Raw genomic sequence first — 24,328 nt, 5'->3', positions numbered from 1 at the left:
TCCTCCTGCGTACGGCGCCCCCTGGACGCACTATTTGCACAGCAGTGTGCAACTTGCTCAGCCGTGTGCAACTTAGCTATTTGCACACTGCTGTGCAAGTAGACTGGGGAAGCTCGCTCGAACGGAGTCGGCGGAGAGGACCAGCAACGTGGAGGAATCGGCGCAGCGGCCGCGCACGCGAGCCAATGCGAACCGCGCGCGGATCCTCGACGCCGCGATGACCTGCTTCGCCGCGGACCCGGACGCGAGCATGGACGACGTCGCCCGCGCCGCCGGAGTGGTGCGCCGCACGGTGTACGGACACTTTCCCAACCGCGAAGCGCTCGTCGACGGTCTCTCCGACGAGGCGTCGGCAGCCCTCGCGGAAGCCCTCGACCATCCCGAACCCGATGACCCCGCGGTTGCCCTGGCAGTCGGGGCCCTGCGGACCTGGCCGGTCGGTGACCGCTTCCGGATGCTGTTGTCTTTCGCCCGCAAGGAAGTGGGCGATCACCGCATCGCCGAACTCGTCGCCCCGGTGCGTACCCGAACTGTGGGCGTCGTCGAGCGGGGTCGTGCCTCGGGCAGGTTTCCCGCCTATCTGCCCACCGCGGTGCTCGTGGGAATGATGGAAGGCCTCACCATGTCCGTGCTCGAACAAGCCAACTACGGGCTCGTCCGCGACGACGGCGAGAGTATGGCACTCGGCGTGCTCGTGCTGGCAGGGGTGCCCGCCGGCCGATCTGCCGAGGTGCTCGATGCCGCGCGCCGATGGGTGGCGGGAAGTACACGGGAGCTGTGAGCGGCGGCGTGACCCGCGCCGCGCGGAACTTGATGCCGTGAAGGGTGGCAACGCGCAGCGCTAGACTGGTGCGGACACGACGACCGTCGTGCCGGAGCTCATCGGAAAGCAGGCCGTACCGTCCACGTGAGTCAACCAGACCGCACCCGTGCCCCCGAGAACATCGAACCCACCCCGGTTCGGTCCAGCCTGGACCTTCCACCGGAGGTAGCTGCGCCTCTCCTCGGCGCGACGGACGAGAACCTCATCGCCCTCGAAAGTGCCCTGGCCGCGGATATCCATGTGCGCGGCAACACCGTGACCCTGACCGGCAGCCCCGCCGACGTCGCCCTCGCCGAACGAGTATTCGGCGAACTCGTGACAATCGTGCGCCGCGGTCAGTCGCTCGGCCCCGATGCAGTGCGCCGCAGCGTCGGCATGCTCACGCAGGGACTGTCGGAGTCCCCGGCAGAGGTGCTCAGCCTCGACATCCTGTCCCGGCGCGGCAAGACGATCCGGCCGAAGACGCTCAACCAGAAGCGCTACGTCGACGCGATCGACTCCCACACCATCGTGTTCGGGATCGGTCCCGCCGGCACCGGCAAGACGTACCTCGCGATGGCGAAGGCCGTGCAGGCGCTGCAGACCAAGCAGGTCAACCGCATCATCCTCACGCGGCCGGCGGTCGAAGCCGGGGAACGGCTCGGGTTCCTCCCGGGCACCCTGCACGAGAAGATCGACCCCTACCTGCGGCCCCTGCACGACGCGCTGCACGACATGATGGATCCCGAAGCCATCCCGAAGCTCATGCAAGCCGGGGTCATCGAGGTCGCGCCGCTCGCCTACATGCGCGGACGCACGCTCAACGACGCGTTCATCATCCTCGACGAGGCGCAGAACACGACCGCCGAGCAGATGAAGATGTTCCTCACCCGCCTCGGATTCGGCGCCAAGATCGTCGTCACCGGCGACGTCACCCAGATCGACCTGCCCGGTGGGGCACGGTCCGGTCTCGCCGCGGCGACCGAGATTCTCGAGGGCATCGACGACATCCACTTCGCCCGGCTCGACAGCAGCGACGTGGTGCGTCATCGCCTCGTCTCCGACATCGTCGACGCCTACGGGCGTTACGAAGCGACCCGAGAAGACGGTACGGGTGCGGGCAACCGCGCCCAGCGCCGCGCCGTAGCGCAGCAGCGGGTGCCGCGCCGGTGACGGCCGCCCAACCCTCCGTCCCGTCCGCGGTGCGAAAGCTCACCGCGCAGAATCCCGTCGTACACAAGGCCGTAGTGAAAAAGGATCGACACCCATGAGCATCGAGATTTCGAACGAATCGGGGATGGAAGTCTCCGAAGAAGACCTTCTCGACGTTGCCCGTTTCGTGATCGCCCGGATGGATGTCCATCCCGCCGCCGAACTGTCGATGGTCCTCGTCGACTCCGACACGATGGCGGACCTGCACATGAGGTGGATGGACCTACCGGGTCCGACCGACGTGATGTCGTTCCCCATGGATGAACTCGAGCCGGGTGGCCGTCCCGATGCACCCGAGCCCGGACCCGCGATGCTCGGCGACATCGTGCTCTGCCCGCCGTTCGCGGCCGAGCAGGCCGAGAAGGCCGGTCACGCGGTCGCACACGAACTCGCACTGCTCACCGTGCACGGCATGCTCCATCTCCTCGGGTACGACCACGCCGAACCCGACGAGGAGAAGGAGATGTTCGCGCTCCAGAACCAGCTCCTCACCGAGTGGTACGAGGAACTTCGCCTTGCCGAAGAGCAGGCCCGCCTTGCAGAACGCGACCGGAGCCTGCTGGGCAAGGCCGGTTTCGTCGACACTCCCGAATCATGACGGGTGACGGCAGACCCGGCGCGCCCCGGCATCGTCGACGAGTTCTGATCGAGTCCGCTCGGGGAGGTCGGACCACGTGAGCCCCTTGACCCTGGTCGTCCTCGCCGTCGTACTCGTAGCCTTCGGCGGGTTGTTCGCCGGACTCGACGCCGCGCTCAACACCGTCTCGCCCGCGCGTGTGGAAGAACTGGCCAAGGACGGCAGGGCCGGCGCGCAGCGTCTGCTCGGCATCCTCGACGACCGGCCCCGCTACGTCAATCTTTCGGTGCTGCTGCGCATCCTGTGCGAGATCGCAGCGACGGTCGTTCTCGCGGGCGCGTTGCTCGACGTGCTCGACCGGACGTGGGCACTCGTCGCAGCCGCTGCCGTGATGGTCGTCGTCGACTACGTCGTGATCGGTGTCGGCCCCCGCACGCTCGGACGGCAGCACGCGTATCCACTCGCGCTGGCAGCGACCGTTCCGCTGCGGATGCTCGGCGTCCTGCTCGGCCCCGTCAGCCGCATCCTCATTCTCGTGGGTAACGCCGTGACTCCGGGCCGGGGATTCCGGAACGGGCCGTTCGCCAACGAGATCGAACTGCGCGAACTCGTCGATCTCGCGCAGGCACGTGGTGTGGTGGCCGACGAAGAGCGGCGGATGATCCAGTCGGTCTTCGATTTCGGCGACACCACCGCCCGCGAGATCATGGTGCCCCGACCCGAGATGGTGTGGATCGAGGAGACGAAATCGGCCGGTCAGGCTACGTCGCTCGCGGTCCGCAGCGGACATTCCCGGATTCCGGTGATCGGCGAGAACGTCGACGACATCCGCGGTGTGGTGTACCTCAAGGACTTGGTCAAGAGGACGTACCACTCCAGCGACGGCGGCCGCAGTGTCTCCGTCGCCGAGGTGATGCGACCGGCCGTCTTCGTCCCGGACTCCAAGCGTCTCGACGACCTGCTCGCGGACATGCAGCGTGACCGCAACCACATGGCAGTTCTCGTCGACGAATACGGCGGCATCGCCGGACTCGTCACGATCGAGGACGTCATCGAAGAGATCGTCGGTGAAATCGCCGACGAGTACGACACCGCCGAGATCCCCGATGTCGAGGATCTCGGTGACGGCACCTTCCGGGTGTCGCCGAGACTGCCCGTCGAAGATCTCGGAGAACTGTTCGATATCGAGATCGCCGACGACGAGGTCGACACCGTCGGTGGTCTGCTGGGTTACGAACTGGGCCGCGTCCCGCTGCCCGGCTCCGAGGTCACCACGCACGGACTGGTGCTGCGGGGCGAGGGCGGCCCCGATGTGCGAGGACGGGTGCGGGTGAGCACCGTGTTCGTCCAGCGAGCGGCCGAACCCGAGAGCACCGACCACCGCACGGACACCACCGAGGAGCATGCATGACCCACCCCGACTTCCGTTCCGGCTTCGTCTGTTTCGTCGGCCGGCCGAACACCGGAAAGTCGACGCTGACGAATGCGCTCGTCGGCAGCAAGATCGCCATCACCTCGTCGCGGCCGCAGACGACGCGGCACACGATTCGCGGCATCGTCCATCGGGACCATGCCCAGTTGATTCTTGTGGACACTCCCGGCCTGCACCGGCCGCGGACCCTGCTCGGTCAGCGCCTCAACGACCTTGTGCGCGACACCTATTCCGAAGTCGACGCCATCGGCATGTGTTTCCCGGCGGACGAGAAGATCGGGCCCGGAGATCGGTGGATCCTCGAGCAGCTGCGGCACGTCGCACCGAAGACGCCGGTGATCGGGATCGTCACCAAGATCGACAAGGTCGGTAAGCAGCAGGTCGCCGCACAGTTGATGGCCGTGTCGAAACTGCTCGGCGACAACTCCGACGTGGTGCCCGTGTCCGCGACGTCCGGTGAGCAGGTGGAAGTGCTCGTCGACGTGCTCGCGTCGCACATGGAACCCGGCCCGGCGTTCTATCCGGACGGCGAACTCACCGACGAGCCCGAAGAAACCCTCATGGCGGAACTGATCCGCGAAGCCGCACTCGAGGGCCTCGGCGACGAACTGCCGCATTCGCTCGCCGTCGTGATCGAAGAGATCGTCGAACGGGAGGGACGGACGGAGAAGCAGGGACCGATGCTCGACGTCCACGCCTTCCTCTACGTCGAGCGTCCCAGCCAGAAGGGCATCGTGATCGGCAAGGGCGGTGCCCGGCTCCGGGAGGTGGGCACTGCTGCCCGCACCCAGATCGAGAAACTGCTGGGCGTGAAGGTCTATCTCGATCTCCACGTCAAGGTCGCCAAGGACTGGCAGCGAGACCCGAAGCAGTTGGGCCGCCTGGGGTTCTAGTCCGGTTCGGACTCCGGGTCCCCGCCTCCGGATGTCCCGGCCTGCCGGAGGAGGAGCAGCACCGCGCCGGCGAGGTCGGCGTCCTCGCCGGTCGACAGGCGCCGGAGTTGCAGGCCCGCGATGGTCGCGACGAGCGTGCGGGTGAGCGCGCGGGCATCGGGGATGCCGAGTTCGGTCAGGATGGTGAAGGTCAGCGCGTCGTAGGCGCGCCAGCACTCCGCGGCGGCGGCGCGTAGGTTCGGGTCTCGTCCGGCCTGGACATACAGTTCGAAGGGCGCGATCCGCTCCGCGGAGAAGGCCAGACTCTCGGCGACCTGCTCGGTCAGTGCCGCCGCATCCTGCACCGAAAGCGACTGCTCGCGATAGGTTTCTGCGATCTCGCGCAGCCGCGACGTCTCTTCGTCGGCGAAGTGCGTCAGCGCGGAACGCAGCAGGTCGTCCTGGGTGGGGAAGTGATAGGTGATCGAGCCGGGCGACACCTGTGCGCGGGAAGCGATGCGGCGGTTCGTGACTCCCGCGACGCCTTCTGTTCCGACGAGGTACAGCGTCGCGTCGATGATGCGTGACCGCACGGAGGACAACTCGCTCACCACCACGGCTCCGGGATGTGCTCGTGCCAGCGCAGAACCGATTCGAGTTGTGCGGCCAGGGAGATCAGGAGTGGTTCGGAATCCTCCGGTCCCAGAAGCTGGGCGCCGACGGGAAGACCCTCGTCGGTGAAACCGGCGGGAACGCTGATTCCCGGCCAGCCCAGCACGTTCCACGGCCACGCGTACGGACAGGCCGCCGTGATGACCTTGTCGGTGGCCCATCCACCGATGCCGTCGATCGCGTCGACGGGAAGCGGAGGTGTCGCGGTGGTCGGGGTCAGGACGACGTCGAACCGGTCGAAGATCCGTCCGACCCGCCGCCGGAGGCGAGGTTCCGCGCGGCGCGCGGCGCGTAGGGGCGCACCGTGCAGCATCCGCCCGGTACGTGCGTTGGCGCGGGTGCGCACGTCGGCCAGCGCCGGGTCGGGCAAGCGGTGGAGCCAGTTCTCGATGCCCGACATCGAGCGGGGCAGGAAGTTCAGGCCGAAGAGGATCCCGTAGTCGGGGTCGGCGAGCGTCACCTCGTGACCGAGGTCGCGTAGGGTGGCGGCGAGTGCGGCTAGCCGGATGTGGACTCTCGGGTCGAGGCGCCTCGGCGTCGCAGTGAAGGGAAGTTTCATCGACAACGCGATCTTCAGCCTGCCGGGGTCGCGCCCGACGGCGTCGGAGACGGTCGCCGCGGGCCGGGTGTGCAGGTCGCCCGGATGGTTGCCGGCGACGATGTCGAGCAGCAACGCGGCGTCGGCGACCGTCCGGGCCAGGGTTCCGTGCGTGGTCAGACCCTCGAAGGCTTCTGCGTCGGGCCACATGGAGATGCGGCCGCGCTGCGGTTTGATGCCGACCAGGTTGGACCACGACGCGGGGATGCGCACCGACCCGGCGCCGTCGGACCCCAGCGCGGCAGGCACGAGTCCCGCGGCGACCGCGGCGGCGCTGCCTCCCGACGAACCACCGGGGGTGTGCTCACGCGACCACGGACTACGGGTGTGACCGAACGCGTCGCCGCCGGTGAGCGGCCACTGACCGAGTTCGGGGGAGTGCGTCTTGCCGACGACGACCGCGCCGGCCTCGCGCAACCGCCGCACCACCTCGGCGTCGTGGGTCTTGACGTCGAACGTGCCGGCGCATCCGAACATAGTGGTCTCGCCCACGATGTCGGTGTCGTCCTTGATCGCGACGGGCACGCCGAGCAACGGGCGGCGTTCACCTGCTGCGAGGAGGCGGTCTGCCTCCCGCGCCTCCGCCAGGGCGTTGTCGCGCCGGACGACGCGGAAGGCATTGAGGGATGCCTGCGAGGCGTCGATGCGATCGAGGGCGCTGCGTACGAGGTCGTACGAGGTGACGGTGCCGGTCGCGAGTGCCCGCGCGGTGTCGACGAGATCGCGCGGGCGGGTGGGTGCGCTCATCGTTCTCCCTTACTGTTCGTTCGAACGAACAGTAACGTGTTCTCGTTTCGGCGTCGAGACGTCGGGACGGCCTGGCCGTGCCGCATGTCGTCGCGGCGTGGAACACTCGGGGGGTGAGGTTGTATCGGGACAACGCGGTGGTGCTGCGCCAGCACAAGCTCGGCGAAGCCGACCGCATCGTCACGCTGCTCACCCGCCGTTACGGCCTCGTCCGCGCCGTCGCCAAGGGCGTACGCCGGACGCGCTCGAAGTTCGGGGCCCGGCTCGAACCGTTCGCACACGTCGACGTGCAACTCCACCCCGGCCGCAGCCTCGACATCGTCACCCAGGTGCAGACCCTCGACGCGTTCGCCGTCGGTATCGTCGACGACTACTCCCGCTACACCACCGCGTGCGCGATCCTCGAGACCGCGGAGCGTCTCGCCGGCGAAGAACGGGCACCCGCCCCGCGCCTGCACTCCCTGACCGTGGGGGCGCTGCGCGCGGTCTGCGACCACACCCGCCCACCCGAACTGATCCTCGACGCGTTCTTGCTGCGCGCGATGGCCTACGCCGGATGGGCGCCCGCGATCACCCGTTGCGCGCGGTGCGACCGACCCGGCCCGCACAACGCCTTCCACGTCGCTGCCGGTGGAGCGGTCTGCGTGCACTGTCGTCCGCCGGGCGCCGCGACGCCCGCTCCCGCCGTCTTCGAGCTCCTCGACGCGCTCGTCCACGGTCGATGGGCCGAGACCGAAGAGGCCGGCGCCGGAGTGCGCAGCCAGGCCAGCGGGCTCGTCGCCGCGCACCTCCAATGGCACCTCGAGCGCCAGCTGCGGTCGTTGCCGCTCGTCGAACGTGCCGGCACGCACGGGGCCGATCGTGGCGATTCGGGCGTCAGGCAGGATGGGACCCGTGATTCGACGACGCGCCCCACACCCATCGCCTGATCGCACGATCCGGCCGCCCGACCCCCACCCGTCGGGGGCCAGGCCGCCCGTCCTCCAGCCCGAGTTGATCCCTCGGCACGTCGCGCTGGTCATGGACGGAAACGGGCGCTGGGCGCAGGAACGCGGGCTGCCCCGCACCGCCGGGCACGAGCGCGGCGAAGAAGTCTTGATGGACACCGTGTGCGGTTGCATCGAGATGGGCGTCAAGTGGCTGTCGGCGTACGCGTTCTCGACCGAGAACTGGAAGCGTAGTCCCGATGAGGTGCGTTTCCTCATGGGCTTCAACCGCGACGTGATCCGTCGTCGCCGCGACGAAATGCACGAGATGGGCGTTCGTGTGCGGTGGGCGGGGCGTCGTCCCCGGTTGTGGACCAGCGTCATCAAAGAACTCGAAGCGGCCGAGGAACTGACCCGCGACAACGATGTGATGACTCTCACGATGTGCGTCAACTACGGGGGCCGCGCCGAGATCGCCGACGCCGCCCGGGAAATCGGGCGACGCGTGGCAGCGGGAGAACTGGACCCGGAACGCATCACGGAGGCGACCGTCGCGCGGTACCTCGACGAACCCGACATGCCCGACGTCGACCTGTTCCTCCGGCCGTCCGGTGAGCAGCGCACGTCCAATTTCCTGTTGTGGCAGTCGGCCTACGCCGAACTGGTCTTCCAGGACAAGATGTTCCCCGACTTCGACCGCCGCGACCTGTGGGCGGCGTGCGTCGAGTACGCCTCTCGCGACCGCCGGTTCGGGGGTGTGAAATGACCGCACTGCGCGACCGCATTTCCGCGGCACTGGCGCCGTTCGTCCAGGTGCGCAGTCCGGGTGCTGCGGACAACGGCGACGGATCGTTCGGATTCGACTACGGCGCAGTCCCGTTCGCACTCCAGGTCGTCACGCTCACCGAGGGACTCGACGTGGTGTCGCTCACCGGTGTGCTCGCGTGGGATCTCCCACTCGGCGACGAGGTGCGTACCCGCGTCGCGTCGGCAGCCGAGGCGCTGCAGTTCGGATCGATCCATCTCATCGAGCGGGAGACCGTGGCGGATGTGATCGTCCGTTACTCCTTCCCTGCCACCGGCCTCGAGGACACTCCGCTCACCACCATGCTGCTGCTCGTGCTCGACGGCATCGCCGAAGCCCGCGAGACGGTCGCGGGTGCTTCCGCACCCGAGGGCGACGCATGACCGGCGTCACCGGCACCGGCGAGGAGCAGTGGGACCTCGCGATCCCGACGGCCGACGACGCCGCGCTCCGCGACCTGGTGGTCCGCACACTGGCCCACGCGATGGACGGGGCACCCGAACCCGACGAGGACGGTGACGTCCCGATCTGGATCGACGACGTGCCGACGTTCGCGAGCGTCGACGCGGAAGCGGGCGTCGTGCACCTGACGACCTTCCTGGCGGAGGGGATCACCGACCGTGCCCGAGCTCTCGAGGCGCTCGCCGAGATGCAGTTCGAGTTCCCCGAGTTCACGTTCGTTTTGCACAAGGATCGGGTCACCGCCGAGCAGCGAGTCGGGGCATCCCCGCTCGTTCCGCTGCACCTGTTGCGCGCCGTGGGCGCCGTCGTGCCGCTCACTGCGGAGGTGCGCGGGCTGGCCGCGCGACTCGGGGGCGAGGCGTGCGTGTTCGACGGACCGGCGGACACGGTGGTGGGGGAGAACCTGCTGGGCGGGGAATGCGGGTGCGGCGACTGCACCTGCGGCTGAGCTACCGGCTCCCGGTCACGGCCGCACCACGCAGTCGCGGCAGGTGCCGAAGATCTCGACGGTGTGGCTGACCTCTTCGAATCCGTGCGTGTCGGCGACTTCGTGCGACCACCGTTCGACTTCCGGTCCGTCGACCTCCACGGTGAATCCGCAACGGCGGCACACGAGATGATGGTGGTGTCCGGAGGAGCAGCGACGGAACAGGGATTCGCCGGAGTCGGTGCGCAGTACGTCGACGCTTCCCGTCTCGGCGAGGGACTGCAGGGTGCGGTAGACGGTCGTCAGACCGATGCCCTGGCCACGCTTGCGCAGTTCGTCGTGCAGGTCCTGGGCGGAACGGAACTCTTCGGTGTTGTCGAGCAGGTCGACGATTGCGCTTCGCTGCCTGGTCGAGCGCACCCCCACCAGGGGCTTGCGTGCGGAGGTCACTGCGGCCGTCATCCTTCCTGAGCGTGCGCAACAGCGTCGACGACGATGTGGGCGAGGTGGTCGTCGGCCAGGCGGTACAGCACTTCCCGGCCGGTGCGGTCGCCCCGAACCACTCCCGCGGACTTGAGGACGCGCAGGTGCTGGCTGATGAGCGGTTGGGTCACCCCGAGGGCGCCGACGAGTTCGTGGACGCACCGCGCGGATTCGCGCAGTTCGAGCACGATGGCGATGCGGACCGGCGCCGACAGGGCGCGGAGCAGTTCACCCGCGGCGACCAGCGTCTCGTGCGAGACGGGTGGGTGGGCCGGCGGGGCATGCCGTGTTGCGTCGTCCGTGGGGCACTCGCGGCGACGGGCGTCGACACTCACGGGACTCCTCGGGCTGTCGGGGGCTTATTGCAAACCGATACCATTTTGATATGCATGGATGTGCATGTCAACCGCCACGAATTCGTCGCGGTGGGCAGGAGCGATAGTCTTGGTAGCTGACGCATGCTGCGAAAACCCCGCATCGAAGATGGAGAGAATCCGAGTGGCACCCAAATCCAAGATCGATACCGTCGCCAACCTCGCCAAGCGCCGAGGTCTGGTCTACCCCTGTGGTGAGATCTACGGCGGCACCAGGTCGGCCTGGGACTACGGGCCGCTGGGTGTCGAGCTCAAGGAGAACATCAAGAAGCAGTGGTGGCGCAACATGGTCACCAGCCGCGAGGACGTCGTCGGCCTCGACTCGTCGGTGATCCTGCCGCGTCAGGTGTGGGTCGCGTCCGGTCACGTCGGCGTGTTCAACGACCCGCTCGTCGAATGCCTCAGCTGCCACAAGCGCCACCGTCAGGACCACCTGCAGGAGGCGTACGCCGAGAAGCACAAGCTCGACGATCCCGACACCGTTGCGATGTCGGAGATCGCGTGCCCGGACTGCGGCACCAAGGGTCAGTGGACCGAGCCGCGCGACTTCAACATGATGCTCAAGACCTACCTGGGTCCGATCGAGAGCGAAGAGGGCCTGCACTACCTGCGCCCGGAGACCGCTCAGGGTATCTTCGTGAACTTCGCCAACGTGCTCACCACGTCGCGCAAGAAGCCGCCGTTCGGTATCGGCCAGATCGGCAAGAGCTTCCGCAACGAGATCACCCCGGGCAACTTCATCTTCCGCACCCGCGAGTTCGAGCAGATGGAGATGGAATTCTTCGTCAAGCCCGGCGAGGACGAGGAGTGGCACCAGTACTGGATCGACTACCGGATGGACTGGTACACGGGCCTGGGAATCAACAAGGACAACCTCCGCCTGTACGAGCACGCGCAGGAGAAGCTGTCGCACTACTCCAAGCGGACCGTCGACATCGAGTACCGCTTCCACTTCCAGGGCAGCGAATGGGGTGAGCTCGAAGGCGTCGCCAACCGCACCGACTTCGACCTGTCGACCCACTCGAAGCACTCGGGCACCGACCTGAGTTTCTTCGACCAGACCACGAACGAGCGCTACACCCCGTACGTGATCGAACCCGCAGCGGGACTTACTCGTTCGCTCATGGCATTCCTCGTCGACGCGTACACCGAAGACGAGGCCCCCAACGCCAAGGGCGGGGTCGACAAGCGCACGGTGCTGCGTCTCGACCGCCGTCTCGCGCCCGTGAAGGTCGCCGTGCTGCCGCTGAGCCGCAACGCAGACTTGAGCCCGAAGGCGAAGGATCTCGCCGCGCAGCTGCGCCAGCACTGGAACATCGAGTTCGACGATGCGGGCGCCATCGGCCGCCGCTACCGTCGCCAGGACGAGATCGGCACCCCGTTCTGCATCACCGTCGACTTCGACACCCTCGAGGATCACGCGGTGACCATTCGCGAGCGCGACTCGATGGCGCAGGAGCGCGTGAGCCTCGACCAGGTCGAGGGCTACCTCGCGCAGCGTCTGATCGGCTGCTGATCGGCCGATCCGCACCTCAACCGACTCGCCGGCCCTCCCGTGACACGGGAGGGCCGGCGAGTTTGTGAACTCTGGTGAGTTGTTGCCCGCTGGGCGAGAAGTTTCTCACCCAAGTTTCGACGGCGTCGGTGTCAGAACCTGCCGCCGCTCGATCCGCCGAAGCCGCCACCGCCGAAGCCGCCACCGCCGAATCCTCCGCCCCCGAAGCCGCCCCCGTGGCCACCGCCGCCGAGGACGCTGTTGATCAAGATGCCGCCCAGCACGGCGCCGGCGATGTTGCCTCCCGACGAACCGCCGCCGCGGGGCGGGTTGCGGCGTTCCCACGACTCGACGTCCCGGCGTGCCGCGCTCAGGGCGCGGGACGCGAGGGCCGAGGCCGTCTGCGCGTGCTGAAGCGCCTGCGCCGCATCGGTCGACGAGAGCTGCCGGGCCGCGTCGAGATGACGCTGCGCCTCCGACAGCCTCGTGCGGGCCTCGGCGCCGACGACACCGCGTCGTGTGCCGATGAAGTCGGATGCGGCGGTGACCTGCGCCTGCGCCGCTGTCAGGTCCTGTTCGAGCCGTCGGCGGGCGCGCGCTTCCTCTTCTCGAGCCTCACGGGTCTGCGCCCGCAGCGCATCGAGGCGCGCATCGGTTTCCACGACCCGCGTGAAACTCCCCAGCGGGTCGGTGTGCTGCGCTGCCCGTGCATGTTCGAGTGCTTCCTGAGCGGCTCGGCGGGCTTCGGCCAGTTCCGGGCCACCTGCGGCAACGAGTTGTTCCGCGTCGGCGATGCCCTGCGCCGCATCTTCCATGGCCGCCGGAAGAGTCGCGATGGCGTGACGGATGTCCTCCGCGGCGTGCTCGACGCCGTCGAGGAGTGTTGCCGCATGGCCGAGCGCGCGTTCGGACTCGCGAATCGCACGGACGGCGTCGCCTTGCTCACCCACCGGGCGCGACACCGCGACGCGGCCCTGGTCGATGGCCTTCTCTGCGTACTCGATCTCCTCGAGCGCGAGCGACACGTTGTCCTTGACGGGTACGAGAGCCTCCGACGGGAATTCCTCGGTCAGCTGCGCGAGCGCCGCCTCGCCCTGCGGGATTCGCGCCCGCAGACCGATCGCTCGCTGTGTCAGTGCGTCGAGCCGGTCGGGAGCGTCAAGTAGCAGATCGCGCATTTGGTCGAAGGCTTCCACCTGCGCGTCGAGCTCACGGTCGGCTTGGCCGCACGAGGAGATGAGCTGGACCAGCATGTCGCGCTGTTGCTGCGGAGTCTCGGGAATGTCGTCGTCGAGTCGCTGACGGATCTGGAACGCGTTCGCGAGGGCGGCCTGGGCCTGGCGATATGCCCGATCGAACGGTGCGACCGCGGTGTCGCCGAATTCGCCGCGCGCCAACTCGAGTGCCTCCGAACTCGACCGCACCGCGTTGTCGGTGTCCACCAGCACCTTCCGCGCGTGCGTTTCGAGCCCCTCGATCGGAAGCGCTGCGAGGGCACCGGTATCGGCGGGGTCGATCGCCGCGGCACGCGCGGCAGCGGTCTCGGTGCGCTTGCGCTTGGATCGCCGCGAATACGCGTAGACGCCGCCCGCGCCTGCGGCGATCACCCCACCGCCGACGAGGAGCGTGGTCGTGGGCGCGCTCGACGGGGTCAGCGCGGCATCGAGTCCGTCGGCCGCCGCGACAGCAGCGCCCGCCCAGTCGCCGGCGCGCAACGCGGGCGTGATGTCGTTCGAACTGATGCGATCGCGCTCGGACGCGCTGACATCCGAACCCGACGGGGTCCACAGTGCGAACTCGCGGTCCTCGGTCGCGATCGCGAGGAGTGCCGTGTCCGGGCCGAAGTTGCTGGCTCGCGCGGTCGCCTGCGCCCAGGCGTCGTAGTTCTGGCCGTCGAAACTCGGGACGTACGTCACCCAGAGTTGCAGACGGTGTTCGTTGTACAGGGTGTCCACGGCCTGCTGGATGCGCGCGGTGCCGTCCGCGTCGAGGACGCCCGCCGAGTCGCTGATCGGTGATTGGAGGCGCGAAGGCGGCTCGGCCGACGCCGCTGCGGGCATCAACAGCCAGGCCGTCGCCGCCAGCAGGAGGGGCAGCAGTGCGGGCACGATCCGTGCGGGATGTCGGCGCGGAGACGAGGCGTAAGGCATGTCTCCGAATCTAGTGGTTCGAGGGTAGGAAACGTGGTCGGCGCGTCATCCCGCTTCGTTCCGCGGGGGCACTGGCAGACTTGGGGGGTGAGTACCGAATCCCGCCCCCGGGTCCCCGCGCCGCGCCGTGCCGAGGACGACCTCGCCCTGGGCGCCCGCGTTGCACGGTGGCTGAGGCGATTGGTGGTCGGTGCCTTGCTCGCCGCCGTACTCGTCGTCGGCGGAACCGCGGTCCGGGTATGGCAGGTCGCCCGCATCGACGACAGGACGCCCGCCGACGCGATCGTGGTGCTCGGCGCCGCCCAGTATTCGGGAACGCCGTCGTCGGTGTTCGAGGCCCGGCTGGAACAGGCACTCAAGCTGTACGAGGCGGGCGTGTCCCCGAGGATCGTGACGGTCGGGGGCAAACAGGAGGGCGACCTTTTCACCGAAGCGGCCGCGGGCAAGAACTACCTCGTGTCGAGGGGTGTGCCCGCGGAGGCGATCATCGCGGTGGAAGAAGGATCCGACACCCTGCTCAGTGTGGAAGCGGTGAGCAGAGAGATGGACGGGATGGGTCTGTCCTCGGCGGTCCTGGTGAGCGACCCGTGGCATTCGCTCCGCACCCGGACGATGGCCCGCGATTCCGGACTCGACGCATGGACGGCGCCCACCCGTCAGGGGCCGGCAGTGTTCACCCGCAACTCCCAGATGCATGCGATCGCCCGTGAGACCGGCGCACTGATCTGGTATCAGATCACCCATTTCTCCGCGGACTTCCCGTACACGGCGGAGCAGTGACCACGGCAGAGGGAGCCGCCCGAGTGGCCCAGATGTGACCGGCCGGGTATGGGTAGGCGGGGATAGTGAGTAGGGCCGACGGACACACAGTCGGCGCGACGAAGGACGGTCTGATGCAGGGCTACACCGAACACGATCTGGAGCGGCGTGTCGCCGAAGCGCCGAAACGGTCGGCGCTGGACGGCGCGGAACGTGTCGCCGCCGACCGCACCGCATTCGCCCGAGACCGCGCGCGGGTCCAGCACTGCGCTGCCCTGCGCAGGCTGGCCGACAAGACGCAGGTCGTCGGACCTCGCGACGGGGACACCCCGCGCACCAGGCTCACGCATTCGATGGAGGTCGCCCAGATCGGCCGCAGCATCGCGGAGGGGATCGGAGCCGACCCCGATGTCGTGGATCTCGCGGGACTGGCCCACGACATCGGGCACCCGCCCTACGGGCACAACGGGGAGCGCGCCCTGGACGCGGTGGCCGCGCCGTGCGGAGGATTCGAAGGAAACGCGCAGAACCTGCGCATCCTCACCTGTCTCGAACCGAAGGTGCTCTACCCCGACGGGACCAGCGCGGGGCTCAACCTGACCCGGGCAGCGCTCGACGCGACCCTCAAGTACCCGTGGACCCGGCCCTCGCCGGGGGCGAAGTTCGGTGCCTACGACGACGACGTCGAGGTGCTCGAGTGGGTCCGGGAGGGGGCGCCGGGGCAGCGCAAGTGCCTCGAGGCGCAGATCATGGACTGGTCCGACGACGTGGCGTACTCCGTGCACGATGTCGAGGACGGTGTCATCGACGGCCGGATCGACCTGCGGGTCCTCGGCGACGCGGATGCGGTGTCTGCACTCATCGAACTCGGTATGCGCGAATTCTCGGGGCTCGAGCCCGCCGAACTCACCGAGGCGGCGAAACGCCTCTCGGCGATGCCCGTGGTGATCGACGTCGGCACCTACGACGGCACCCTCGCCAGTTCCGTCGCGCTCAAACGACTCACCAGCGAACTTGTCGGCCGCTACGCCACCGCGGCGATCCTCGGGACCCGGGAGGTCACCGGCGACGAACCCGTCACGAGATACGACGCCGACCTGGTGATCCCACCCGTGGTGGCCGCCGAGGTGGCCCTGCTCAAGACGATGGCGTTGCAGTTCGTCATGTCCGATCGTGTGCACCGCACCCGGCAGGAGGCGCAGCGTGAGCGCATCCACCGCGTCGCGGAATGGCTTCTCCGGACCGCTCCGGTGGGGCTCGATCCGTTCTTCGTCGCCGCGTGGAACGACGCCCCCGACGACGCGGCCCGGGTGCGGGTGGTCGTCGATCAGATCGCGTCGTGCACCGAATCCCGCCTCGAGCGCATCGATCGCGACAGCCTCGCCGCCCAGGCCAGTTGGGGATAGTGCTGCGACGCGGCACCACCGCTGCGGGCACCCGCGGCGCAGCGGCTTAGAATCGACGTCGTGGCCGGCCGAATTTCAGACAGAGACATCGCGGCCATTCGCGACCGCGCCCGCATCGAGGACATCGTCGGCGAATACGTCGCGCTCAAGCGGGGTGGCGCCGACTCTCTCAAGGGACTGTGCCCGTTTCACGACGAGAAATCGCCGTCGTTCCACGTACGCCCCAACCACGGGCACTTCCACTGTTTCGGGTGCGGCGAGGGCGGCGACGTCTACTCGTTCCTGCAGAAGATCGAACACGTCAGTTTCGTGGAGGCCGTCGAGCAACTCGCCGAGCGGGTCGGATACACCCTCAACTACGAAGGTGGCGGACCGTCGGTCCAGCGCGACCGCGGTACCCGTGCGCGCCTCGTCGCGGCCAATGCAGCCGCCCAGGAGTTCTACGCGGAACAACTCCGGACGCCGGGCGCCCAGGCGGCACGCGACTACCTCACCGAACGCAACTTCGACAGCGCCGCCGCCGAGATGTTCGGCTGCGGTTTTGCGCCCGCCGGGTGGGATCTGCTCACCAAGCACCTCCTCGGGCGCGGCTTCGAATTCTCCGAACTCGAGGCGGCCGGACTGTCGCGCGAAGGACGTCGGGGGCCGATCGACCGGTTCCACCGACGACTGCTGTGGCCGATCCGCAATCTCTCCGGCGACGTCATCGGCTTCGGGGCACGGCGACTCTACGACGACGATCAGATCACCGCGAAGTACATGAACACGCCGGAAACGCAGCTGTACAAGAAGTCTCAGGTGCTGTTCGGGCTGGATCTTGCGAAGCGGGAGATCGCCAAATCCCACCAAGCCGTGATCGTCGAGGGTTACACCGATGTCATGGCGATGCATCTCGCGGGCGTGAAGACGGCTGTGGCCGCCTGTGGCACCGCCTTCGGTGACGAACATCTCGCCATGCTCCGCCGTCTCCTCATGGACGACAGTTACTTCCGCGGCGAGGTGATCTACACCTTCGACGGTGACGACGCGGGGCGCGCTGCCGCGATGAAGGCGTTCGAGGGAGACCAGAAGACGGCGGCGAAGACCTACGTCGCGATCGCCCCCAAGGGGATGGATCCGTGTGAACTGCGGCAGGAGTCCGGTGACGGTGCCGTCCGCGATCTCGTCGCCCGCCGAACTCCGATGTTCGAGTTCGTGGTGAAATCCATTCTCTCCGAACATAATCTGGACAACGCGGAGGGCAGAGTCGAAGCGCTGCGCCGATGCGTCCCGGTGGTCGCGCAGATCAAGGACAGGACTTTGCGGGACAACTACTCGGTGCAACTGGCGCACTGGGTGGGCTGGGACGACATCCCTGCGGTGCGGCGCCGAGTCCAGGAAGAAGCCCGTCGCGGCGCCCGGGCGCCCGAAGCGAAGCCGCGGGCCGGAGCCACCGTAGCTCCCGCGACGCCCACGTCGGCGTTGCGTCGTCCGCGCCCGAACGACCCGTCCCTGTGGCCGCAACGCGACGCGCTCAAGGCTGCCCTCCAGTACCCGGGCATTGCCGGTACCGTATTCGATTCGCTGCCGAACGAGACCTTCACCGACCCCGCCTACGCGGCTGTGCGCACGGCGGTCGCGGCCGCCGGTGGAACCGGCTCGGGGATGGGTGGCGGCGAGTGGGTCGACGCGGTCGGACGCGCCGCGAAGGACCCCGTGGCGCACTCCCTGGTGATGGAACTCGCTGTCGAGCCGATACCCGCCGAGGAAGACCGCATCCCGCGCTACATCGGCGGCGTACTGGCCCGCTTGCAAGAGGTGTGGGTGGGGGAGCAGGTCGCGGAACTGAAGTCGAAGTTGCAGCGCATCTCGCCGGCAACCGAATCCGACGAATTCCATGCCCTTCTCGGCGACCTCATGGCCCTCGAGCAGTACCGGCGGAGCTTGCTCGACCAGGCCATCGGCGATACGAGTGGCGACGGCCTGGCCGGCTGAGCAGCTACTTCTTCAGTTGATCTCGCGGGATCATGATCGTGGTGTGCTCGTCGATCGGCTTCATCGGTTCGAGCTTCGGCTGAGGGCTCAGCGAGTCGGCAAGCCTCTGTCGCCCCACCTCGATCACCTTCTTGGTAACCGGGCTACCCGCCACCGCCCGGGCGGTCTTGCTGATCTGCTCGTATCGGGCGCGGCCCGCCTTGGTGCCCAGTACATAGCCCGCTGCGACTCCGACCAACAAACCCATCAATGTGCTGTCCTTCCACCCGTGTCTGCGCGTCCGTTCCATCCTGCCTGATCTTCGTGCGGACGCGCACTGTGCAGGCGATTTGGCGTCGCGGCGGGTAGGGCGCTATGGTTTTCCACGCACCGGGGGAAACCCGCGGAGCACCGCAGGACAATCCCCTGTAGCTCAATTGGCAGAGCATTCGACTGTTAATCGAACGGTTGCTGGTTCGAGTCCAGCCGGGGGAGCACCTGAAATCCTCCCACCCATCGCGGGTGGGAGGATTTTTCGTTGGGTAGGTAGTCGGTGTGACGATGACGACAACGCTGCCTCACCCCGTGTCGAATCGCCCGCGCATTTCCGGGTACCATTCCGAAGCGCTGTTCGATGCGGACAGTGTTCTGTGGCGACGTCGCTGCGGAGGGGCGGTAGCTCAGTCGGTTAGAGCCGTGGACTCATAATCCATTGGTCGCGGGTTCGAGCCCCGCCCGCCCCACATTCTCAGCGGCGAAACCGTCGACAGCACTGCATATTCCCGAAACTCATGGACTGGGTCCAGTCGGACACCGCCGGCCGGTGGGCGCATCTCTCCGCACGCGACAACCGCACCTGTCATTCTTCGGCAATCGGCAGCCTCAGCGGCCCACGAGACGCATGTGGAATTCGTTGTATCGGTCACCGTGGACGCCGAGGCGCGCCGCGAGCGTGTCGAGGTCGGCGAGGTCGTCGGCCGACAGCGCCACGGCGGTGGAGGCGGCGTTTTCGACGACGCGGCTGGTGCGTCGGGTGCCGGGAATCGGCACGATCCACGGCTGCTGAGCTAGGAGCCAGGCGAGTGCGATCTGGCCAGGGGTCGCTCCGCGCTGTTCGGCGAGCTGTCGGACGTGGGCGATGAGGATCTCGTTCGCGGCACGATTCGCGGCGTCGAAACGGGGGATCGTGGTGCGGACGTCGCCATCCGTGAACGACGTCTCCGCGCTCACGGTGCCGGTGAGAAAACCCTTGCCGAGCGGACTGAACGGCACGAGACCGATGCCGAACTGGCTCAGAATGGCAAGAATCCTGCCCTCGGGGTCCCTGGTCCACAGCGAATACTCGCTCTGCAGTGCAGTGACAGGGTAGGTGGCGTGGGCGCGGAAGATCGTGTCGACGCCCGCCTCGGACAGCCCGAAGTGGCGAACCTTGCCTGCTTCGACCAACTCACCGACTGTGCCGGCAACGTCCTCGATCGGGACGTCGGGGTCGACGCGGTGCTGGTAGAACAGGTCGATACGGTCGGTCCGCAACCGCTTCAGGGAAGCATCCGCTACGGCTCGGATGTGTTCGGGGCGGGAGTCCAAGCCGGTGGCTCCGCCTTCGATGCGGAAACCGAACTTCGTTGCGATGACGACCTGATCTCGAACGGGCTCCAGGGCCTCTCCGACGAGTTCCTCGTTGACATACGGACCGTATACCTCTGCCGTGTCGAAGAAGGTCACACCCGCGTCGAGTGCGGAGCGCAGGACGGCAATCATGTCGTCGCGGGTGCCGGGATTGGGGCCGTAACTCTGCGACATTCCCATGGCGCCGAAGCCGATCGCGGAAACCTCGAGGCCCTGGCCGAGGGTGCGTGTGTGCATGGTGCTGCTCCTCCCAGGAGGTGACGGTGAGGATGCGGACGACGCATTCGTGCACGCCGGGGGTGAAAAGGCAGGGCGCATCGGCTTTCGTGCCGACTCGCACCGCCTGAGGACCGGACCCGCGTCACGCGAGCACCCACGGCAACCAGCGTATGCCGGAGAACTTTCGGGCGGTGGTTGTCCGCCGCATTCGCCGTTTCGCAAAGCTCGCACTCGTCGGGCGGCCTGACGCTAGCGTTGTCGTACCGGAAGCGCTCCGAGTGGAGACCTGTTCATTGCTCGATCACAGGAACGAATCCGAGGATGACACAGGACGGCGGCACCGCAACAGCGGCAAATCGAACAACGAAGGTTTCCCTTCTGACCCTCACCGCGATGGTGGTGGGATCGATGGTCGGTGCCGGTGTCTTCTCGCTGCCACGCCGGTTCGCGCAGGAAACCGGCGTAGCCGGGGCGTTGATCGCCTGGTCGATCGCCGGCGCTGGCATGCTGACACTCGCGTTCGTGTTCCAGCGCCTCGCAATCCGTAAGCCCCAACTCGATGCGGGGATCTACGCCTACGCCAAGGCCGGGTTCGGCGAGTACACCGGCTTCTTCGCGGCCGCGGGGTACTGGGCCAGCGCATGCGTCGGCAACGTCACCTACTGGGTGCTCATCATGTCCACCCTCGGTCAGTGGATTCCCGGCCTGGGAGCGGGAGACACGGTGCCGGCCATCGCCGCCTCCACAGTCGGGCTGTGGTTGTTCTTCCTGCTGGTGCGTCGAGGTATCAAAGAAGCAACCTCGATCAACCGGATCGTGACGGTGGCGAAGATCATCCCCATCATCGTCTTCGTGCTGCTGGCGTTGTTCGTGTTCGACCCGCACGCGTTCGCGTCGAATTGGGGCGGAGGGTCCTACGGGTCGCTGTTCGACCAGGTGAGTGCCACGATGCTCGTCACGGTCTTCGTGTTCCTCGGCGTCGAGGGCGCAAGCGTGTATTCACGTCATGCGAAACGTCGCGAGGACGTCGGGCGAGCCACGATCCTCGGGTTCGTCAGCGTGCTGGCGGTCTTCGCTTCGATCACTATCGTGTCGTACGGGATTTTGCCGGCCGAGGAGATCGCCGAGCTTCGCCAGCCGTCGATGGCGGGTGTGCTCGACGCGGCCGTCGGGTCGTGGGGCACCGTGCTCGTCAGCATCGGTTTGATCGTCGCTGTACTCGGTGCGTACCTGACGTGGACACTGATGGCCGCCGAGGTGCTGTTCGTCGCTGCGCGCGATCGCGACATGCCGCGCTTTCTGGCGCGTCAAACCGATCGGGACGTGCCCGTCAACGCGTTGGCCCTGAGCACGTTGCTCTCGCAAGTCATGCTCGTATCGACCTATTTCTCCGAAGACGCGTTCGACTTCGCGCTCGACATGACCGCTGTCATGACGCTGATCCCGTTCCTGCTCGCGGCCGCATATGCATTGAAGTTGCGGACGACCCGGGAGACCTACGACGGCGAGAGACCGGCAACGCTTCGGGTCGACCTCGTGATCTCGTCGCTGGCCACCGTGTACACGGCGTTTCTGGTTGTCGCCGCCGGGGTCCAGTTGGTTCTGCTCTCGTTCATCTTCTATGCGCCCGCCACAATTCTGTTCGTCCTGACTCGCCGCGAACAGGGTCGCCGAGTGTTCGGTCCCGTCGAGTTGATCCTGTTTCTCGGTGCAGCCGTCCTGGCGGTCGTCGCAGTGGCCGGTATCGCGGCGGGCTGGATCTCTTTGTGACTCGGAAGCCGTCAAAACGGATCGCGATCTTGCTGCCTCGAGAGGCAACTCAGACGGCTTCGAGGGTTGGTTGCTCGACCGCCTCGAAACCGTTCCCGTCCTGATCGCGGAACGTGAACATCGGCGGCACGCCGTCCCAGAGGAGCAGTTCACCGACTGTGACGTCTCGATTGCGTAGTTGCGTGTGCAGCGCGGCGGCATCGGACGTAGTCAGCCGGACACCGGTCTCGATACCTGCGGGAATGCCGTCGCCGGCGGGAACCAGTGCGATTGTTGTGCGGGCATCGGGCGGCGCAACGATGATCCAACGGCCCCCGAGTTGTTCGAGGGGTACATCCAGTCGTTTCTCGAAGCCCAGTTTCCCGACGTAGAACTCGAGTGCGCGGTCCTGGTCGGTGACCGGCACTCCGATCGTCATCACGTCGATGAATGCGCTGTCGGTGTCCTCGTTCATCGTCAGGTCCTTCCCGCGGAAACGTCGTCGAATGGGTCGACTCGCCGGCGCGGCGGAACTCATCGTGGGGCGAGCCCAGCGGGAAGCGGAAACAGCTACCGGCGCTGTTCCCAGTCGGCCCGGGTGAGGTGGTACTCGACGTCACCGTGTTCGGATCCTTCGATCGCCTCCGGCCAGTCTCCGGTGAAGTTCCGGACGAACGACAGACCCACCTTTTCCAGCACACGGCAAGATCGTGTGTTCACCGCCATCGTGTTCGCGGTGACCCGATCCACTCCGAGGTCGGTGAAGCCCTTGTGGATCAGCGCGTGTGAGCCCTCCGTGGCAAAGCCCTTCCCCCAGGCGGTCCCGGCCAATCGATAGCCGAGTTCGACCACGGCGGGACTGTAGTCGTCCAAGGGACGGAACTCGAACCAGCCCAGGAACATCCCGGTGCTCTTCTCCTCCGCAGCCCAGTATCCGCGAGTGCCGAAGCACGGGTAGTCGTGGAGGAGTCGAGGAAGTATCTGCCTACGAATGGTCTCGCGGCTCACCGATCTGCCGCCGTTGATGAAACGCATGACGTCGGGGTCGTTCTCGAGTGCGAACAGGTCGTCGGCTTCCGCCTCGGTGCCGGTGAAAGGATGCAGCACAAGCCGTTCGGTCTCCAGGAAGACGTACATGCCCACGATCTTCACACGGACGGCCGGATACGCCACCGGATATTCGATTGCACGCGGATCTGTTCACATACAGCGACAACTATGCGGGTCCTGCTTTATCTCCGGGAAGTGTTGCGGCAGAAAATATTTCGGCTCGGTCAGTCTTGGGCCGACCGGCATTCGGCCGATCCGCGAGTGCCGCGTTGATAGTCCGGGCGGCATCGCCGAGCGCGGCGAACTGGCCGGGAGTGAGAACGTCGACGACGAGACGACGCGCCTCTCGGACGTGGCCCGGCGCGGTCTCCTCGAGCTTCGCAATACCGGCGTCGGTGAGCCACGCTTCGGCTCGCCGACCGCCGCGGACGGTACAGCTGCGCCGCTCGACCCATCCCGACCGCTCGAGTCTGGTGATCGCGTGGGACAGGCGGGACAGTGAGCCCTGTGCCAACGGGGCCAGCTCGCTGAGAATCAGGGTGCGGTCCGGCGCCTCGGCCAGCACGGCGAGGATGTGGTATTCGAACGAATTCATCCCCGCGTCTCGCTTGAGCTGCGCGTCCATGGCGGGGGGAAGCGTCGACAGCAGTTCGACGAGGGATACCCAATCGCGCAGTTGGTCCGGTGACAGCCAGAGATTCTCGTCGTTCCCGGAGGGGGCGGATGCGCGGGTGTTTTCGACGCTCACAGGAATACCGTACCCGACGTGTTGAACATTCAAGGCGCCGCGTGTAGCGTCCGACTTGAACATTCAAGTCCTACCTCTCGGGAGAAATCATGCACCTACTCCGTATCGACGCCAGCATCCAAGGCGACCACTCCGCAAGCAGCGCACTGGCCGATCTCGTTCACGACCGAGTCACCGCAGCACACCCCGAGGCCACTGTCGTGCGGCGCCACGTCGGTCGGGACGCGCTGCCGTCCGACGCATGGGGCGAGGCTCTCTCCGGAAGTGCCATACCGGAACAGGATCGCAGCGAGTCGCAGCGCCGTGCCCTCGACCTCGCGGAACGACTCGCCACCGAGCTGCAGCAGGCGACGACCGCGATTCTGGCGCTTCCGCTCTACAACTACGGGATCTCCCAGCATGCGAAAGCCTGGATCGACCTCGCCGTGGTCGGCGCTCCGCACGGCGCTCGCCTTCTCGACGGGACACCCACGGTCCTGGTCGTTACGCGCGGTGGTGCGTACGGGCCCGGAACGCCTCGCGACGGGTGGGACCACGGCACCGACTACGCACGCAGGATCCTCGTCGATGTCTGGGGCGCAGACGTCACGATCGTCGAGCGTGAGTTCACCCTCGTGGGCAGCAATCCCGCACTCGACGAGTTCACCGAGACGGCGGCGATGATGCGCAAGACCGCAGAGGAGAAGGCTGTCTCGGCCGGCGAGCTGCTCGCCGCCGGCTACGCCGCTTAGCCGGTACGCCTGCACCGCGAAGGATTCCGACAGCTCGTGAGCCGGCCGTG

The 24,328-nt window shown here is 67.2% G+C and carries 25 protein-coding genes and 2 tRNA genes; 17 read left to right on the top strand and 10 right to left on the bottom strand.

Annotation, left to right across the window (positions count from 1 at the left end):
* Positions 1 to 148: 148 nt before the first annotated feature.
* From RDCOP1_RS06320 to era, 5 genes are all read left to right on the top strand, one after another.
* Positions 149 to 781, top strand: a complete 633-nt coding sequence (locus RDCOP1_RS06320; RefSeq protein ID WP_072699271.1) for a TetR/AcrR family transcriptional regulator — start codon at positions 149 to 151, stop codon at positions 779 to 781.
* Positions 782 to 907: 126 nt separating this feature from the next.
* Positions 908 to 1,975: a PhoH family protein gene (locus tag RDCOP1_RS06315; protein ID WP_072699270.1), complete on the top strand. Its 1,068-nt coding sequence runs from the start codon at positions 908 to 910 to the stop codon at positions 1,973 to 1,975.
* 94 nt (positions 1,976 to 2,069) lie between these two features.
* Positions 2,070 to 2,612: an rRNA maturation RNase YbeY gene (gene ybeY, locus RDCOP1_RS06310; RefSeq protein WP_072699269.1), complete on the top strand. Its 543-nt coding sequence runs from the start codon at positions 2,070 to 2,072 to the stop codon at positions 2,610 to 2,612.
* Positions 2,613 to 2,688: 76 nt separating this feature from the next.
* Positions 2,689 to 4,002, top strand: a complete 1,314-nt coding sequence (locus tag RDCOP1_RS06305; RefSeq protein ID WP_072699268.1) for a hemolysin family protein — start codon at positions 2,689 to 2,691, stop codon at positions 4,000 to 4,002.
* Positions 3,999 to 4,916, top strand: coding sequence for a GTPase Era (gene era / locus RDCOP1_RS06300; protein WP_072699267.1), 918 nt, complete (start codon positions 3,999 to 4,001; stop codon positions 4,914 to 4,916). The genes RDCOP1_RS06305 and era overlap by 4 nt, the downstream gene beginning before the upstream one ends.
* Here era and RDCOP1_RS06295 read toward each other — a convergent pair.
* Together RDCOP1_RS06295 and RDCOP1_RS06290 are read right to left on the bottom strand one after the other, a co-directional pair.
* Positions 4,913 to 5,512 carry a TetR/AcrR family transcriptional regulator gene (locus RDCOP1_RS06295; RefSeq protein WP_072699266.1) on the bottom strand — a complete coding sequence of 200 codons (600 nt, stop codon included), beginning with the start codon at positions 5,510 to 5,512 and terminating at the stop codon, positions 4,913 to 4,915. The two genes, era and RDCOP1_RS06295, sit on opposite strands and share 4 nt — an antisense overlap.
* Complete coding sequence (locus tag RDCOP1_RS06290) at positions 5,503 to 6,912, bottom strand: amidase (RefSeq protein WP_072699265.1); 1,410 nt, start codon at positions 6,910 to 6,912, stop codon at positions 5,503 to 5,505. The genes RDCOP1_RS06295 and RDCOP1_RS06290 overlap by 10 nt, the downstream gene beginning before the upstream one ends.
* A gap of 113 nt (positions 6,913 to 7,025) precedes the next feature.
* Between RDCOP1_RS06290 and recO the strand changes: the two genes are divergently transcribed.
* From recO to RDCOP1_RS06270, 4 genes are read left to right on the top strand one after another with little or no spacing between them, the layout of a single operon-like run.
* Positions 7,026 to 7,841 carry a DNA repair protein RecO gene (recO, locus tag RDCOP1_RS06285; RefSeq protein WP_072699636.1) on the top strand — a complete coding sequence of 272 codons (816 nt, stop codon included), beginning with the start codon at positions 7,026 to 7,028 and terminating at the stop codon, positions 7,839 to 7,841.
* Positions 7,807 to 8,604, top strand: a complete 798-nt coding sequence (locus RDCOP1_RS06280) for an isoprenyl transferase (RefSeq protein WP_084722504.1) — start codon at positions 7,807 to 7,809, stop codon at positions 8,602 to 8,604. Before recO ends, RDCOP1_RS06280 begins: the two co-directional genes overlap by 35 nt.
* Positions 8,601 to 9,026 (top strand): hypothetical protein, encoded by a 426-nt coding sequence (locus tag RDCOP1_RS06275; RefSeq protein ID WP_072699263.1) that lies wholly within the window; start codon positions 8,601 to 8,603, stop codon positions 9,024 to 9,026. Before RDCOP1_RS06280 ends, RDCOP1_RS06275 begins: the two co-directional genes overlap by 4 nt.
* The gene (locus RDCOP1_RS06270; protein ID WP_072699262.1) at positions 9,023 to 9,553 is read left to right on the top strand and encodes a T3SS (YopN, CesT) and YbjN peptide-binding chaperone 1; all 531 of its coding nucleotides are present in this window, start codon (positions 9,023 to 9,025) and stop codon (positions 9,551 to 9,553) included. Before RDCOP1_RS06275 ends, RDCOP1_RS06270 begins: the two co-directional genes overlap by 4 nt.
* Before the next feature lie 15 nt (positions 9,554 to 9,568).
* Here RDCOP1_RS06270 and RDCOP1_RS06265 read toward each other — a convergent pair whose 3' ends face one another.
* Both RDCOP1_RS06265 and RDCOP1_RS06260 read right to left on the bottom strand, forming a co-directional pair.
* On the bottom strand, positions 9,569 to 9,994 hold the full coding sequence (locus RDCOP1_RS06265; protein ID WP_072699261.1) for a Fur family transcriptional regulator: 426 nt from the start codon (positions 9,992 to 9,994) through the stop codon (positions 9,569 to 9,571).
* Positions 9,991 to 10,350, bottom strand: a complete 360-nt coding sequence (locus RDCOP1_RS06260) for an ArsR/SmtB family transcription factor (RefSeq protein ID WP_072699260.1) — start codon at positions 10,348 to 10,350, stop codon at positions 9,991 to 9,993. Before RDCOP1_RS06260 ends, RDCOP1_RS06265 begins: the two co-directional genes overlap by 4 nt.
* A 163-nt stretch (positions 10,351 to 10,513) precedes the next feature.
* Between RDCOP1_RS06260 and RDCOP1_RS06255 the strand changes: the two genes are divergently transcribed.
* Positions 10,514 to 11,905, top strand: a complete 1,392-nt coding sequence (locus tag RDCOP1_RS06255; RefSeq protein ID WP_072699259.1) for a glycine--tRNA ligase — start codon at positions 10,514 to 10,516, stop codon at positions 11,903 to 11,905.
* Between the two features lie 131 nt (positions 11,906 to 12,036).
* Here RDCOP1_RS06255 and RDCOP1_RS06250 read toward each other — a convergent pair whose 3' ends face one another.
* On the bottom strand, positions 12,037 to 14,034 hold the full coding sequence (locus tag RDCOP1_RS06250; protein ID WP_072699258.1) for a TPM domain-containing protein: 1,998 nt from the start codon (positions 14,032 to 14,034) through the stop codon (positions 12,037 to 12,039).
* 87 nt (positions 14,035 to 14,121) lie between these two features.
* Between RDCOP1_RS06250 and RDCOP1_RS06245 the strand changes: the two genes are divergently transcribed.
* The 3 genes from RDCOP1_RS06245 (at position 14,122) to dnaG (ending at position 18,173) form a co-directional block, all read left to right on the top strand.
* Positions 14,122 to 14,814, top strand: coding sequence for a YdcF family protein (locus RDCOP1_RS06245; RefSeq protein ID WP_435829995.1), 693 nt, complete (start codon positions 14,122 to 14,124; stop codon positions 14,812 to 14,814).
* 113 nt (positions 14,815 to 14,927) lie between these two features.
* Positions 14,928 to 16,199 carry a deoxyguanosinetriphosphate triphosphohydrolase gene (locus tag RDCOP1_RS06240; RefSeq protein ID WP_072699257.1) on the top strand — a complete coding sequence of 424 codons (1,272 nt, stop codon included), beginning with the start codon at positions 14,928 to 14,930 and terminating at the stop codon, positions 16,197 to 16,199.
* 60 nt (positions 16,200 to 16,259) lie between these two features.
* Positions 16,260 to 18,173, top strand: a complete 1,914-nt coding sequence (gene dnaG / locus RDCOP1_RS06235; protein WP_072699256.1) for a DNA primase — start codon at positions 16,260 to 16,262, stop codon at positions 18,171 to 18,173.
* A 4-nt stretch (positions 18,174 to 18,177) separates the two neighbouring features.
* Here the strand turns inward: dnaG and RDCOP1_RS06230 are convergent, their stop codons facing one another.
* Complete coding sequence (locus RDCOP1_RS06230; protein WP_072699634.1) at positions 18,178 to 18,423, bottom strand: hypothetical protein; 246 nt, start codon at positions 18,421 to 18,423, stop codon at positions 18,178 to 18,180.
* A 151-nt stretch (positions 18,424 to 18,574) separates the two neighbouring features.
* On the opposite strand from RDCOP1_RS06230, the gene RDCOP1_RS06225 reads away from it, so the two are divergent.
* Positions 18,575 to 18,647: transfer RNA gene (locus RDCOP1_RS06225), tRNA-Asn, on the top strand.
* A 174-nt stretch (positions 18,648 to 18,821) separates the two neighbouring features.
* Positions 18,822 to 18,895, top strand: a tRNA-Ile gene (locus RDCOP1_RS06220).
* Between the two features lie 139 nt (positions 18,896 to 19,034).
* On the opposite strand, the gene RDCOP1_RS06215 is transcribed toward RDCOP1_RS06220, so the two are convergent.
* Positions 19,035 to 20,018 carry an aldo/keto reductase gene (locus RDCOP1_RS06215; RefSeq protein WP_072699255.1) on the bottom strand — a complete coding sequence of 328 codons (984 nt, stop codon included), beginning with the start codon at positions 20,016 to 20,018 and terminating at the stop codon, positions 19,035 to 19,037.
* Positions 20,019 to 20,321: 303 nt separating this feature from the next.
* On the opposite strand from RDCOP1_RS06215, the gene RDCOP1_RS06210 reads away from it, so the two are divergent.
* Complete coding sequence (locus tag RDCOP1_RS06210) at positions 20,322 to 21,770, top strand: basic amino acid/polyamine antiporter (RefSeq protein WP_072699254.1); 1,449 nt, start codon at positions 20,322 to 20,324, stop codon at positions 21,768 to 21,770.
* Between the two features lie 49 nt (positions 21,771 to 21,819).
* Here RDCOP1_RS06210 and RDCOP1_RS06205 read toward each other — a convergent pair whose 3' ends face one another.
* The 3 genes from RDCOP1_RS06205 to RDCOP1_RS06195 all read right to left on the bottom strand — a co-directional run bounded on the left by RDCOP1_RS06205 (position 21,820) and on the right by RDCOP1_RS06195 (position 23,547).
* On the bottom strand, positions 21,820 to 22,224 hold the full coding sequence (locus RDCOP1_RS06205; protein ID WP_072699253.1) for a VOC family protein: 405 nt from the start codon (positions 22,222 to 22,224) through the stop codon (positions 21,820 to 21,822).
* A gap of 95 nt (positions 22,225 to 22,319) precedes the next feature.
* Entirely contained in the window at positions 22,320 to 22,886 is a 567-nt protein-coding gene (locus tag RDCOP1_RS06200; protein WP_072699633.1) for a GNAT family N-acetyltransferase, read from the bottom strand.
* Positions 22,887 to 22,965: 79 nt separating this feature from the next.
* Positions 22,966 to 23,547: a MarR family winged helix-turn-helix transcriptional regulator gene (locus RDCOP1_RS06195; protein WP_231922921.1), complete on the bottom strand. Its 582-nt coding sequence runs from the start codon at positions 23,545 to 23,547 to the stop codon at positions 22,966 to 22,968.
* 89 nt (positions 23,548 to 23,636) lie between these two features.
* On the opposite strand from RDCOP1_RS06195, the gene RDCOP1_RS06190 reads away from it, so the two are divergent.
* On the top strand, positions 23,637 to 24,278 hold the full coding sequence (locus RDCOP1_RS06190; RefSeq protein WP_072699251.1) for an FMN-dependent NADH-azoreductase: 642 nt from the start codon (positions 23,637 to 23,639) through the stop codon (positions 24,276 to 24,278).
* Positions 24,279 to 24,328: the final 50 nt, after the last annotated feature.

Source organism: Rhodococcus coprophilus NBRC 100603, from assembly GCF_001895045.1.
Taxonomy (GTDB): Bacteria; Actinomycetota; Actinomycetes; order Mycobacteriales; family Mycobacteriaceae; genus Rhodococcus; species Rhodococcus coprophilus.
This window is presented reverse-complemented; position numbering and strand designations above follow the sequence as displayed.